Annotated in this window: 9 protein-coding genes; 5 read left to right on the plus strand and 4 right to left on the minus strand. The window is 61.0% G+C overall.

Going from position 1 to position 14,326, the window contains the following annotated elements; all coding sequences use genetic code 11:
* Positions 1-235 precede the first annotated feature (235 nt).
* A complete protein-coding gene (locus LXM88_RS16725; RefSeq protein WP_262534460.1) occupies positions 236-1,633 on the plus strand; it encodes an IS30 family transposase in 1,398 nt (465 codons plus the stop codon).
* Positions 1,634-1,830: 197 nt separating this feature from the next.
* Here LXM88_RS16725 and LXM88_RS16730 read toward each other — a convergent pair whose 3' ends face one another.
* Positions 1,831-2,499 (minus strand): hypothetical protein, encoded by a 669-nt coding sequence (locus LXM88_RS16730; protein WP_262534462.1) that lies wholly within the window; start codon positions 2,497-2,499, stop codon positions 1,831-1,833.
* A gap of 655 nt (positions 2,500-3,154) precedes the next feature.
* On the opposite strand from LXM88_RS16730, the gene LXM88_RS16735 reads away from it, so the two are divergent.
* Genes LXM88_RS16735 through LXM88_RS16750 form a run of 4 tightly spaced genes read left to right on the plus strand, consistent with a single transcriptional unit; the run spans position 3,155 to position 9,415 of the window.
* Positions 3,155-5,662: a type VI secretion system Vgr family protein gene (locus tag LXM88_RS16735; RefSeq protein ID WP_262534464.1), complete on the plus strand. Its 2,508-nt coding sequence runs from the start codon at positions 3,155-3,157 to the stop codon at positions 5,660-5,662.
* A 60-nt stretch (positions 5,663-5,722) separates the two neighbouring features.
* A complete protein-coding gene (locus LXM88_RS16740; protein WP_262534466.1) occupies positions 5,723-8,605 on the plus strand; it encodes an SH3 domain-containing protein in 2,883 nt (960 codons plus the stop codon).
* A 9-nt stretch (positions 8,606-8,614) separates the two neighbouring features.
* Positions 8,615-9,151, plus strand: a complete 537-nt coding sequence (locus LXM88_RS16745; protein ID WP_262534468.1) for a hypothetical protein — start codon at positions 8,615-8,617, stop codon at positions 9,149-9,151.
* Between the two features lie 12 nt (positions 9,152-9,163).
* Positions 9,164-9,415 (plus strand): PAAR domain-containing protein, encoded by a 252-nt coding sequence (locus LXM88_RS16750; RefSeq protein WP_262534470.1) that lies wholly within the window; start codon positions 9,164-9,166, stop codon positions 9,413-9,415.
* Between the two features lie 311 nt (positions 9,416-9,726).
* On the opposite strand, the gene LXM88_RS16755 is transcribed toward LXM88_RS16750, so the two are convergent.
* From LXM88_RS16755 to acs, 3 genes are all read right to left on the minus strand, one after another.
* Positions 9,727-11,742 (minus strand): sodium:solute symporter family protein, encoded by a 2,016-nt coding sequence (locus LXM88_RS16755; protein ID WP_262534473.1) that lies wholly within the window; start codon positions 11,740-11,742, stop codon positions 9,727-9,729.
* Between the two features lie 3 nt (positions 11,743-11,745).
* Entirely contained in the window at positions 11,746-12,090 is a 345-nt protein-coding gene (locus LXM88_RS16760; protein WP_262534475.1) for a DUF4212 domain-containing protein, read from the minus strand.
* Positions 12,091-12,175: 85 nt separating this feature from the next.
* Complete coding sequence (gene acs / locus LXM88_RS16765) at positions 12,176-14,158, minus strand: acetate--CoA ligase (RefSeq protein ID WP_262534477.1); 1,983 nt, start codon at positions 14,156-14,158, stop codon at positions 12,176-12,178.
* Positions 14,159-14,326: the final 168 nt, after the last annotated feature.

Below are 14,326 nucleotides of genomic sequence, written 5' to 3' on the forward strand. Positions count from 1 at the left end.
GGGCACCATGCAGTCAGCCCAACTGCGGGTCATACTCGAAACGAATCAGCATGCCCGGCGTTTGCGATGCTCTTACGTCCAAATACTTGCGCTGCAAGTCTTCACTGCCCCGTGCGCTCCACGTCGCAGAACCGGCGATGCGCCTCCAGGATGGCCGCGGCTATGGCGCAGCCGGGCTCGCTTCCAGGGCGCATTCAACCGGTCGTCGCAACACCTTTGATCGAGGAGGTGTTGCATGAGACGCAGTGCGAAGCAGGTGTATCGGTTGACAGGACGTGAGGCGATGTATTCACCGGGCGCACCATCACTTGGACATGAGATCGAGCGTCGGTTCTGGCAACAGATCGCGACTGGCATTACAAGTGAGAAAGCAGCGGAGGCGGTCAGCGTGTCTCAAGCGGTAGGTTCGCGCTGGTTCCGCTATCGTGGCGGTATGCCACTATTCATGTCGAAACCTATTGCGGGTCGATACTTGTCGTTCGCTGAGCGAGAAGAGATAGCATTGCTTTCTGTCCAAGGCCTCGGGGTGCGCGAAATCGCTCGCCGTATCGGACGCAGTCCATCAACCGTTTCGCGAGAACTCACGCGCAATGCTGCGACCCGTGGCGGGTACCTCGAGTATCGTGCTTCAGTCGCGCAGTGGAAGGCGGAACGATTCGCTAAACGACCAAAGCCATCGAAGCTGGCGACTAATGCACGGCTGCGTCAATATGTACAGGAACGCTTGGAGGGCAAAGTATATGACGCTGATGGTCGTGAAATTGCCGGACCGAGGCAGGCGCCGTTCAAGGGACGAAATAAACCGCATCGCGGTGACCGAACGTGGGTCAACGGCTGGTCACCCGAGCAAATTGCCAATCGACTGCAGGTAGATTTCCCTGACGATGAATCTATGCGCATCTCTCACGAAGCGATTTACCAAGCGCTCTATATTCAAGGGCGCGGTGCGCTCAAGCGTGAGTTGGTGGGCTGTCTGCGCACCGGGCGCGCGTTGCGCGTTCCTCGAGCGAGAGCGCGTGCGAAGGCTTGGGCGCATGTCAGCGAGGATGTGATGATTTCCAGCCGGCCTGCAGAGGCGGAGGATCGTGCTGTGCCGGGCCATTGGGAAGGCGACCTGCTCATCGGCCTGAACCGATCCGCCATTGGGACACTGGTGGAAAGATCAAGCCGTTTCACAATGCTCGTGCACCTACCTCGGGAAAAAGGCCATGGGCAGATTCCGCGCACGAAAAATGGGCCCCCACTGGCCGGCTACGGAGCTGTCACGATGGCCAACGCGCTCAAGAAGACCGTGGCGGACCTGCCTGCCCAGCTGTGGCGATCATTGACCTGGGATCGCGGTAAGGAGCTGTCCGATCACGCCCGCTTCACGATTGAGTCCGGCGTGAAAGTCTTCTTCGCCGACCCGCATAGTCCATGGCAGCGCGGTACGAACGAAAACACGAATGGCCTTCTACGACAATACTTCCCGAAGGGCACTGACCTATCCCGATGGAGTGCTCAAGAGATCCAGGCAGTTGCCAATACACTGAACACCAGGCCGCGGAAAACTCTCGGCTGGAAGACGCCTGCGGAAGCACTGGACGAGTACCTAAAATCCGTTCAAAAATGCAGTGTTGCGACGACCGGTTGAATGCGCCCAGTCTCCCACGATTGGACTGTCGAGCGGCTGATGAGCATGACGTTCATCATGTCGGTAGCCCGACACTCCGTTTGCGCGCAGGTCGGCGAACATGTCCCGCCACTCGATGCGGCACAGCAGGACGAGGATTTGGGGTCGTGTCATTGTCTTCCCTCAAATCACCAGCGGTCCGGAGAAATTCTGATTGGCTAGGCTTTGCGGGTCACCCCGGCTTCCTCGTGAGATGGGATGGTCACCTGCGGTGCCGGCATTGCTGCCAGCGTTACATAATCGAGTGACTCAAGTTCCGCAGTGATCGCGTCAGCCAGCGAATCGAACTCTGCGACGACCCACTCCAAGGCCTTGGTTACCAGAAGGCGCAGATTGGTAAACGAATCCTGATGAAGGGTTGCGCTTCGGATCGCCACGCAGACGATCTTTTCGACCTTGTAGCGCTTTGACCCGTCATTAAGGACAGCCGTCGGGCGACACTGCAGGTAGCTGTTTTCGTCGTGCACGAAATGCTTGTTCCGCAGATCCTTCATGTGATCGAAAACAATCTTCGCCTCGGGCGGCTCGGTCTTATACACGGCGTCCCGAGCAAGGCGAAAACGAGCGCCATCGCCGAAGCACTTGAAGAAGTGAATGACTGCGGTACGCCACAGTGCCTCTTTCAGGAAATCGTCGAGATCCGGGCGCTCCGGCTTAGTCGCGATACGCTCCAGGCATTCGGCGGCGAACTCGAGATCGTCCTTGTGCAGAAACAAATCGGCCAGTCGACGGGCGCGCTTGTCCTTCAGCCCAACGACAACAGCGGCATCGGGCACACCGTTGATATCAAACCACCCTTCCGCAGCTGTAATCGGAAAGTTTTCCACGCGAACTCCCAGGGGCGAAAATCGTCACTGGAGATTGTATCGTCGGCGAACGCGCACCCGTTGCGCGGCGCCGCCGACTACCGAGCCGATACCGGTAACCCTGTAGCTACCCGGGTTGAGAAGCGTGACGTTACCGGTCGCGTCTGCGTAATAGACGACTAACTCGGAGGCGAGCGGCACAGGAAACGTGAATGAAAAACTCGTGGCGAGCCCGTTCCCCTGCGCGACGACAGTGTTCGAAGTAGTCGAGATTGTCAAGGCATACCCCTTGTGGGCTTTGCCTTGCGGCCGCACGAGCTACAGCGTGGAGGGGGTCCCCCGGCGTGCGCAAGTTGTGAGTCTAGATGGATTCTGTCATCTGCTCGATGGATAGAGTTTCTTCGCTGGCGACACGCCCTTCATCGGTGCTTCGGTAGCATCGAGCAAACCGTCAAGAATCGTCACCGCGCCTTTATTGTACCGAACTGACTTTGGTATGATCATTCGAGCGATATTCCGCGACCTCCCTCTTTGGTCGGCTCCGGCATTCGGCTGAAGGCTTAATTTAATATATAAGTTATTTATTTGTAATTTTTAATTGTGACACATACGCAGTTCCGGCTTTTAGTTGTCTTAGTTGCGGTCGGACGCGTTCAGCACGAAACGGGGTGAACGCATGAGCGGGGAAGTCTTGCTGAAGGTGCTGCGCGGCGGCTATGCGCAGTTCGATCGCATCGTCAAACTCGATACGCCGCTCGGGGACGACTGGCTCGTACCGTTGTACGTCAAGATCAACGCGCGGCTCGGGCGCAATTTCGAGGTGATCGTCGATGCATCGTCGGTTGTCGGTGACAAGATCAAGCTCAGCGCCCTGATGCTGCAATCCGTCACGCTCTGGATTCGGCAGACGGACAGTGGCTATCTGCCAATTCACGGTTACGTGCAGCAGGTTCGCCGCTTGGGAAGTGACGGGGCGCTGTCGTATTTTCAGCTCCGCTTCGCCTCCTGGTTAAGCTTCCTCAAGCTCAGCAGCGACCGGCGCGACTGGCAGGAAGCCAGCGGCTGGCAGATTCTCACCGACGTATTCGACAAGCATCCGCAGGCTTCCGGCAACTATGGGCTGGAATTGCGCGCGGCGATGCGCTCGTATTCTCACCGTGTGCAGTGGGAAACCGACTGGAATTTCGTGCAACGGAGTCTCGAGGAAGTCGGCGTGTTTCCGCGCTTCGATTTCGCGAAGGATGGCAAGTCGCACAAGGTCGTCATGATGGACGACCTGTATTTCGGGCCGTCACTGCCGAAATCGGAGATGAAGTTCAGCCATGCAGGATCGAACGAGGAATTCGACGGGCTGACGCAATTGAGCGAACAGCAGGACGCGCAAAGCGCGACGCTGACGCTCGGCACGGCCGACTACAAGCGACCGGACCTCGACAAGCAGGTCAGTACACCCGCGGCAAATCTGGACGAGCTACCCGGACAGGGCGAGGATTACCTTTATACCGGTTCGCAGACGTGGGCGGCATCGGACATTGGACAGCAACAGGCCAACATCCGCACCGAGGAATGGGCCTCGCGGGCGAAGCGCTATTTCGCGGTCGGAAGTCCGCGCTACGCATTGCCCGGCTACTGGTTCAAGGTGACGGGACACCCGGTCTTCGACACGCTGCCGGACGAAGACCGCGAGATCTCGATCATCGCGAGCGACTGGCTGATTCAGAATAACCTGCCCGGCCTCGACACACTCGCGCGGTTTCCGCGTAGCCTGCGTGGCGAGATCGAGCAGGCACAGGCGGCCGGAGCCGGCGCGGCGGTCAGTCACCGTGACGGCGGCGTCGGATTCCTCCAGGTCGAGATCGAGGCGCAGCGTCGCCGCACGCCGTTCCGGAGCCCGTTCGAGCATGAGAAGCCGGAGATGCACCTGCAGACGGCGATTGTCGTGACGGACAGCGACGAGGAAATCCACACGGATGAAGGCAACCGCGTGCGGGTCCGGACAACGAACAGCCGGAATGCTCCCAATACGAAGTCGACGCCGTGGATTCGCGCGGCGATGCCCGACGCCGGCTCAAAACGCGGCGGCTACTTCCCGCTGCGCAAGGACGATCAGGTCCTTTTGGGTTTCGTAAATGGGGACTGTGATCGCCCCGTCATCATCTCGAGGCTGCATGGGGGCGCGACGATGCCGGTATGGCACACGCATGGCCTGCTGTCCGGCTTACGGTCCCGCGAATACGGCGGCGACGGCTTCAACCAGCTCGTGATGGACGACTCGAGCGCTCAGAACCGGGTCCACCTTTACTCATCGAGCTACAGCTCTCACTTACATTTGGGTTACCTGGTCGAGCAGTCCGACAACACGCGCGGCGCATTCCTCGGCAGCGGTTTCGACCTGAAGTCCGGCGCACACGGCGCCGTGCGCGCCGAACAGGGGCTGTATGTGTCGACACAGCCGGCTACCGCGCAGCCGCTGAACGTGACGGCTGCAACCGAGCCACTCGCAGGCGCGGAAGCCGTATTCGAAACCGTGTCGAAAGCCAGCGAAACGAATCGCGCCGAAAGCCTCCAAGACGGCCAGAACGCGCTGAAGTCGTTCACCGACTCGACGCAACGCACCGTCGCAGGTTCGACCAGCGGCGGCCGCACGGCCGGTGGCGGCACCGGCAATGCGAACGGCTTTTCGAAGCCGGTGATGCTGCTGTCGAGCCCCGAAGGCATCGCTGCGTCGACGCAGCAATCGGTGCACGTCACGGCGAATCAGCATACGAACATGGTGGCCGGCAAGAACGTCAATCTGGCGGCCGGCAAGTCGTTGTTGGTAAGTGTGCTCGACAAGATCAGCCTGTTTGCCCAGAACCTCGGGATCAAGATTTTTGCGGCGAAGGGTCCGGTGGACATTCAGGCTCAAAGTGGCCCGGCCTCTCTGGTGGGTCTGCAGGATGTGAAGATCGAAAGCGCAGACGGGAGGTTGATTCTCACCGCCGCGAAGGAAGTGTGGATCGGCGCCGGCGGCTCGTACATCAGCATCAAGGGCGGTTTGATCGAGAACGTGACGACCGGACAGATTCTGGAAAAATGCGGGAATTGGGACAAGCCGAGCGGTGCGAGTGGGACGATTCGCGATCCTTTGCAAGCAACGCCGGTCTCGACCGACGGCGGGCGCGGCTCGCTGTTCTCTGGCTAATGTAGCGCCGGGCATTGTCCGAGCAGCAAGAAAAACGAGAAACGAGAGATTCCGAGAAACATGAGCAAAAGCCACCCTTCCCCGAAGCCTGCCGCGCCGGCCAAGCCCGCAGCCGCACCAAGCACACCCGCGACGCCACCTTACACGCCGCTGAACTGGGCCTTTCCGTTCACGCCTGCCGGCAAGGACGACCCGGCTAACCCCATGACCTACATGAAGGCGCTGGCCGCCGCCGAAGACGGGTTCTATCCGCTTGGCGCGAACGGCATGTGGCACGGCGGCATCCACTTCGACCAGAACACCAGCGCTCAGCTGAAGCAAGGCGACGGTATCCGTGCGATCGCCGACGGCGAAGTCGTCGCGTACCGACTCGATAGCAAGTATCCGGAACAGGACTACCAGGACGGACGGCACGCGCTGTATTCGACGGGTTTCGTGCTGGTCCGCCACCGGCTGCAATTGCCGCCGCCACCTCCACCGAAGCCGGACCCGGCCAAGGATTCCGCTAAGCAACCGGCGACCTCGTCCACGGCCGCAGCGACGCCGATACCCGCGCCAAGTACAAGCAAACCGGCGCAGAACGAGACGCTGACGCTCTTCAGCCTGTACATGCACACGATGGACTGGAACAGCTACCAGTCGGCAGCAGAACAGGCGAAAGTCGCTCAGGTCGACCGCTTCAAGCTGAACATGGGGCCAATGCCGTATTGGGAGGGCGACCGTTACTATCGGGTCGGCGACAAGGCGAAAGACAAGCAAGAGGTCCCGCTGCCAAAGGTGCCCGTGCCATCATTGCGTGACACGATCAATCGCGATGTACTCGGAGAGTTCATCCAGAGCGATTTCAAGAAGGTGCCCGAACCGGAAGAAGACACGAAAGACACAACATCGCTCCCTCCCCCGGTCACGGGCCTCCGCATCCGTGAGCTGCCGAACGGCAAGAGCAAGATTCTCGGCATCTTGCCGCAAGGTGCGGAGTTGACCGTCTCAGACACGGACGAACAGGCAAAGGCGAACCCGGGCTGGGCGAAGATCAAGGCGATCAAGTCTGGTACGCCGGCTGCGGCAGTCGTCGGCCAGCCGGTGTCGCCGCACGCGCCGTACGGGTATGTCTTCGTGAAAGAACTGGACCCGATTGTCGCCCCGAAGCCACTGGATACTGTCGTTGTGCTGAAACAACCGTATGGGGTGAAAGCCGGAGACGTAATCGGCCAGCTCGGCCACTATCTGCGCTATCCGGACGCGAAACTGTTGCCAGCGAAGCCAACCCGGCCACTGCTGCATCTGGAAGTCTTCGCCGGCCCCGAACTCGAAGCATTCATCGCGAAGAGCCGCGAGCGGGCAAAGCAGTTACCGGCATCCAAAGCATTTCTGGAAATCTCGCCGGGCGCGCGGCTCGTAAACGATCTGCCGGAACCGGACCAGAAACTGCAGCCCGGCACCAAACTTGTACCTTTCGCCGCCGACGCAAAGGGCAAGTGGGTCAAGGTACAACCCAAAACAGCCGCGCCCGTACATGGCGGCCGCCACACGAAGCCGGTATTCAACGACGCCGGTGCGCCCGTTTGGGTCGATAGCAGCCTCGCCAATACAACGGCAACCGCAATCGTGCCGGGCTGGAAGGATTTTCCGTTGAGCTTCTCAAACGCGAAGGGGCCCGGCGCAGATTTCCGCGACGTATTCCGGAGCGTCGACCTGGAGAAGAACGGTGCGGGAAGCATCGCGAAAGATGATAAGGGGCGCCGCTGGTACTACGTGACGATCGGCACCAAGGATGGAAGTACTCGCAACGGATGGGTGTGCGAGCAGGACCACCCGCTCGTGCAAATGTGCGGTCCGTGGGATTGGCCGGGCTTCGAACTGATCGACAACAGCAGCATCATGCCGATCGACATGCTCAAGCGCTACATCCATGTCGCCGAGCAATTTCTGGCCGATGAAAGCAAAACCGAATTCGAGGCGAGCGCCGCAACGGTCAATGCGAGCCCGCTCATCACAAGGCTCGAGAAGGCGATTGACGCGAATCACGACGGAAAGGTGACAGCGCAGGAGTTGAAGCACGCGCAGGAAACGCCGTGGATGGCAGAAGCCCTCTCCCACCTCGTCGTGCGGTGTGAAAGCGAATGGGGCGGTGGGCTGGGTAAGTGGGAAGCGTTGTCGCCGTTGATGAAGAAGCTGCTGTGGCTGTGGAAGACTGAGATCGAGCGGATCGGAAAATTGCAGTGGTGGGAGCAAGTCACCAGCGTAGAAGGTTTCCCCAAGGAACCGAGCCCATGGCATTTCCATCCGATTGGAATCGTCGGAAATTTCAAAGTAAGTAGCAGCACCGCATTGGACGAACTTATAAAGAAGATCGGCGATATTATTGCGAGTGGCGAGGGAGGATATGACGCCTATAACACCGGAACGAAAGATGTTCCGGGCGGTCATGTCGGTCATTCTTACATACACGGGGGACCCGGCGGCCCCGTTACGGGAAAGACTATCAACGAAATTCTTGCAACCGAACCCCTACCGGGAACCAATCCAAATCGATTGTTTGCCACCGGAAAATACCAAACCATTTTCCCTACACTTAGCGCCGGAAAATCTAGCTTATCTCTGAGTGGAGATGAAAAGTACGATGCCGACATGCAGGAGCGGATGTTTCGCGATTACCTATTTAACAAGGCTGGCGGCGGCCGACTGTCTGCATTTGTAAAAAATGGAAAAGGAACTATCGACGATGCCGTGTTCTCCGCATCCCAAGAGTGGGCGTCAATCGCTGTACCCAATGGATATCCTACGAACAAGGTTAAAAAACATCCAGATGGAACGAAAGAGAAAGTCCTGTCAGATGGAACGCTGACCTACTTTCAAAACGAAGGCGCGGCCAATAAAGCCAGCATGACCTCTACTGGAAAACTACGAGAAATTCTTGAAGAAATCCAAAATTCAAGATAGGCAATCGACATGAAAAAAATATTTATTTCGACTTTTTTGGCCACCCTCGCAATTTCGTCGTTTGGAATTTTTGCCAAGCAACCGAAGACAGATAGCGTAAAAAATCATCCATACACAGACGTGAAAATTTCTTACGCAACATCAGATTTAACAAAATGTTCCTTCCAGTACAGCCCTGTTGATTTTTGCGACGACAAGCACGTCGCCACGTACAACGATACACTCAAAACGCAAGCACCGAACTTTAACGAGCACTATATTCTTTTGGCCTACCCTGAATTCAAAAATTATCACCAAAGGTCAGTTGTCGCAATCGACACTCAAACTGGGATAGTGTATCCACTTCCGATCGATGCATTTTCTGGATTTATGCATGGCCGACCGGCTGCCAAAGATGAAGGAAAGATCAGCTATTCCATAAAGAGCAACAAAGTATGCATTAGTGGTGCGATGCTGGTCTACAGATCGTTTGAGGAAGGAAATTTCTGTTTCGAATTTGTTGGCGACAAATTCGTCGGACATCATACCGAATATATGTACCCTTAAACGGGACTTCCTATGATGAATTTAATCCGCGTTGGTGACGACACCGATCACGGCGGCAAGGTCGAAACGGGTTCCACGACGATGCGCTTTGACGGCCGCTACGTCGCTCGCAAGGGCGATCGCGTGTCGTGCCCGCAGCATCCCGACGTGTCGCCCAACATCATCGTCGAAGGCGATCCGTCGATGACGGACGACGGCATTCCGATCGCACGGCACGGCCATCGCGCCACGTGCGGCTGCCACCTGATCTCAAGTCTCGTTTGATCCTGAGATCGAACAGGCCGCACCGTGTCGACAACCATCTTCGGTTACGTGTCGAAATCAGCGCTCACAATTATGTAGCACTGCGTACCCGGCCCGGCACCCGTGCCGGGTTGTTGGACGGCACGCGATTTTTAATTGGTAACGGGCGCAGTCTTTATGACATCCGGTGATAGTCGTCTCGCAAAGATTCGTGACTAGCTCGCGAGTGGCGCGACGTATTGAGTCAATATCGGTCTCGGTGCGCGAACGGTCACGTTTCTTCCCGTCGGGAGCAAGCCTCAGGCGCCTGCCCCCCCCACCCGCTTCCCACCTCACGGATGCCTGATGTAATCCACCAACGCCCGCGTATATTCATCCGGCCGCCGATCGCACAAACTCACCGCAATCGCCACCACAAACCCCGCCGGCACGCCGAACACGCCCGAACTGATCGGCTCGATCCCGAACCACGTGTGCCCCGCGAACCCCGTCAGCTGCGTGAAGAACGGATAGGTCGACACGATGTAGTACACGCACACCGCGAGCCCCGTCACCATCCCGGCGATCGCGCCGCGTGTCGTCGTGCGCTTCCAGAACACGCCGAGCACGAGCACCGGAAAGAAGCTCGATGCCGCCAGCGAGAACGCCGCGCCGACGAGAAACAGAATCTTCCCCGTATTGAGCGACGCGACATACGACGCGAACAGCGCGACGCCGAGCAGCAGCACCTTCGAGATCGTCACGCGCCGCTGGCTCGACGCGTCCGGCGCGACCATGCAGTAATAGACGTCGTGCGACAGTGCGTTCGCGATCGTCAGCAGCAAGCCATCCGCGGTCGACAGCGCCGCGGCCAGCGCCCCCGCCGCGATCAGCCCCGACACGACATACGGCAGCCCCGCGATCTCCGGCGCGGCCAGCACGACCATGTCCGGCTGCATCTGGATTTCCGACCAGTGCACGATGCCGTCGCGAATCACCTCGACGACGCTGATCAGGTCCGGCTCGAAGTGATGCCACTGCGTGACCCACGCCGGCAATTCGGCGAACGGCCGCCCGACGAGATTCGCGAGGATCTCGTACTTGATCAGCACCGCGAGCACCGGCACGCTCAGGTAGAACAGCGCGATGAAGAACAGCGTCCAGCCGACCGAGCGCCGCGCCGACGCAACCGACGTGGTCGTGTTGTAGCGCGTCAGGATGTGCGGCAGGCTCGCGGTGCCGAGCGACAGGCACAGCAGCAGCGCGAGGAAATTCCGCTCGCGCGGCTTGCGCTCGTCGTCGCTCGCGGCGGGAAACGGCTCGTGCATCGGCACCGGCGGCTCGGCGCGCGCGAGCAGGTCGTCTCGCACCTGCGTCCAAGCGACGCGCGCCGCCGCCGGATCGCGCGGAAAGTCGGCCAGCTCGCGCTCGCGCTGGCTGATCTCGCGCAGCGGCCCGTTGTGGCGCCGCAGGTCGGCAAGCTGGTCGGCGAGATGCCGACGCGCGTCCGCATAGGATGCCGGCAACCGGTCGAGCCGCGTCTGGACGTCCGCCGCTTGCCGACGATACGCATCGCGCACCTTCTGCTCGTTGGACGCGTCGCGCACCTGCGCCTCGCGCGCCGCGACGCGCTCCATCAGCTTGCCGTAATTGAACTGCGGCACGGGGCCGAGCCCGTTCTTCATCGCGATCAGCGACACCGGAATCAGGATCGCGCTGATCAGGATGATGTACTGCGCGACCTGCGTCCACGTGACCGCGCGCATCCCGCCGAGAAACGAACACACGAGAATGCCCGCAAGCCCGCAGAAGATGCCGATCGCGAAATCGACGCCGATGAAGCGCGTCGCGATCAAGCCGATCCCCTGGATCTGCGCGACCAGATACACGAACGAACACAGGATCGCCGCGCCGGCCGCCAGCGCGCGCACGGCCGTGCTCGAGAAACGCGTGCCGAGAAAGTCGGGAATCGTGTAGCGCGCGAGCTTGCGCACATAAGGCGCGAGCAGGAAAGCGACGAGGCAGAACCCGCCGGTCCAGCCCATCATGTACGCCAGCGCGTCGTAGCCGGTGGAGTACAGCGATCCGGCCAGGCCGATGAACGACGCGGCCGACAGCCAGTCGGCCGCCGTCGCCATCCCGTTGAACGCCGACGGCACGCGCCGCCCGGCCACGTAGTACTCGACGAGATCGGACGTGCGCGACAGCAGCCCGATCACCGCATACACGGCGATCGGCACGAACAGGAACACATAGCCGATCCAGACGCCGGAGCCGGTCGCGCGTTCGATCCGCCACATCAGCAGCACGAACCCGAGAAAACCCAGCGTGTAGAGCGCGTATGCGCGTATCAGTCGATGCGTCAGCATGAATCAGCGCTCGCCATGCGCATGATCGCTGCGCGCCGCATGGTCGTCGTACGCGCGGCGTAGCGTACGGTCCGCGCGTTGCATCAAGCCGATGTAGACGGCGATCAGCACGAGATACACGAGAATCGCGCCCTGCGCGCCGACATAGAACGGCAGGCTGAAGCCGGCGAACCGGACCCCGGCGAGCGCGGGCCCGAAGAACGGCACGATGAACGACACCGAGAATCCGATCGCCATCAGCACCGCGATCAACGCGACATTGAAACGCCAGTAGCGCGCGTGGGCGCGCGCAAGCAGTTCGGGAACGGGCGGCGGTGCGACAGGCGCCGGACGGGTCGGAACGGTCATGCCGTTATTTAGCAAAAAGCCCCTGCGCGGACAATCGGGATTGCCGCGCAGGGGCTCATGCGCGCGTGGCGCACGACAGGTGAGATCAGCGCACTTCGGTGAGCTGATCGAGGATGGCCGGGTTCTCGAGCGTGGACGTGTCCTGCGTGATCGCCTCGCCCTTCGCGAGCGAGCGCAGCAGGCGGCGCATGATCTTGCCCGAGCGCGTCTTCGGCAGGTTGTCGCCGAAGCGGATGTCCTTCGGCTTCGCGATCGGCCCGATCTGCTTGCCGACCCAGTCGCGCAGCGTCTTCGCGAGTGCCGCCGCTTCCTCGCCCTCCGGACGCGAACGCTTCAGCACGACGAACGCGACGACCGCCTCGCCCGTCGTGTCGTCCGGACGGCCGACCACCGCCGCCTCGGCCACGAGCTCGTGCGACACCAGCGCCGACTCGATCTCCATCGTGCCGAGCCGGTGGCCCGACACGTTCAGCACGTCGTCGATGCGGCCCATGATCGTGAAGTAGCCGGTGTCCTTGTCGCGCACGGTGCCGTCGCCGGCGAGATAGAGCGTGCCGCCGAGTTCTTCCGGGTAATAACTCTTCTTGAAGCGCTCCGGGTCGCCCCAGATCGTGCGGATCATCGCCGGCCACGGGCGCTTGACGACGAGGATGCCGCCTTGCCCGTTCGGCACGTCCTGGCCGGTCTCGTCGACCACCGCGGCCATGATGCCCGGCAGCGGCAGCGTGCACGAACCGGGCACAGTCGGCGTCGCGCCCGGCAGCGGCGTGATCATGTGGCCGCCCGTCTCGGTCTGCCACCACGTATCGACGATCGGGCAGCGTTCCTGGCCGACGTGCTTGTGGTACCACATCCACGCTTCCGGATTGATCGGCTCGCCGACCGTGCCGATGATGCGCAGGCTCGACAGGTCATGGCTCTTCGGGTGGACCTTGTCGTCGGCTTCGGCGGCCTTGATCAGCGAACGAATCGCGGTCGGCGCGGTGTAGAACACGGTGACCTTGTGGTCGCCGATCATCTTCCAGAAGCGTCCGGCGTCAGGATAGGTCGGCACGCCCTCGAACACGACCTGCGTGCCGCCGCACGCGAGCGGGCCGTACGTGATGTACGTGTGACCGGTGACCCAGCCGATGTCGGCCGTGCACCAGAACACGTCGGTCGGCTTCCAGTCGAAGGTCCACTTCATCGTCTGCGCGGCCCACAGCAGGTAGCCGCCGGTGCTGTGCTGCACGCCCTTCGGCTTGCCGGTCGAGCCCGACGTATACAGGATGAACAGCGGATGCTCGGCGCCGACCCATTCCGGCTCGCAGCGATCCGACTCGCCGTCCGCGATCTCGTGCATCCACAGGTCGCGGCCCGCATGCCAGTCGATCTTGCCGCCGGTGCGGCGATAGACGATCACGCTCTTCACCGCCTCGCAGCCGCCCATCGCGATCGCCTCGTCGGCGATGCTCTTGAGCGGCAGCGTCTTGCCGCCGCGCGCCTGCTCGTCGGCCGTGATGAGCGCGACCGCGCCGACGTCGACGAGCCGCTCGTTCAGCGATTTCGCGGAGAAGCCGCCGAACACGACCGAATGCGTCGCGCCGATGCGTGCGCAGGCCTGCATCGCGACGATGCCTTCGATCGACATCGGGATATAGATGACGACACGATCGCCCTTGCCGATCCCGCGCTTCTTCAGCGCGTTCGCGAAGCGCGACACGCGTGCCAGCAGATCGGCATAGGTGACGCGCGTGACGGTGCCGTCGTCGGCTTCGAAGATCACCGCGACGCGCTCGCCGTTGCCGGCTTCGACGTGACGGTCGAGGCAGTTGTACGACGCGTTCAGCTCGCCGTCGTCGAACCACTTGTAGAACGGCGCGTTGCTCTCGTCGAGCACGTTCGTGAACGGCTTGTGCCACGCGAGGCCCTCGCGCGCGAGACGCGCCCAGAAGCCTTCGTAATCGCGCTCGGCCTCGGCGGCGAGCGCGCGATAGGCCGGCATGCCGGAAATGGTCGCCGCCTGCTCGAGCGCCGCGGGCGGCGCAAACTGGCGGGTTTCGTGAAGAACCGATTCAATCGCAGACATCGACTACCCCTTGGTGAACATGAATCCTCTGCATGGCGGCGCGATCGTGCGCGCCGCGCATCTTGGCCGGCGCACATGCGCCGCTGTCTCCCACCACCCGCACGCAGCCGCGAAGGCTGCGCGCGATGTTGCACCGCACCACGCCGCGCGACGATGAGCGCGCGGCGC

This window comes from Burkholderia sp. S-53 (assembly GCF_025560745.1).
Taxonomy (GTDB): domain Bacteria; phylum Pseudomonadota; class Gammaproteobacteria; order Burkholderiales; family Burkholderiaceae; genus Burkholderia; species Burkholderia pyrrocinia.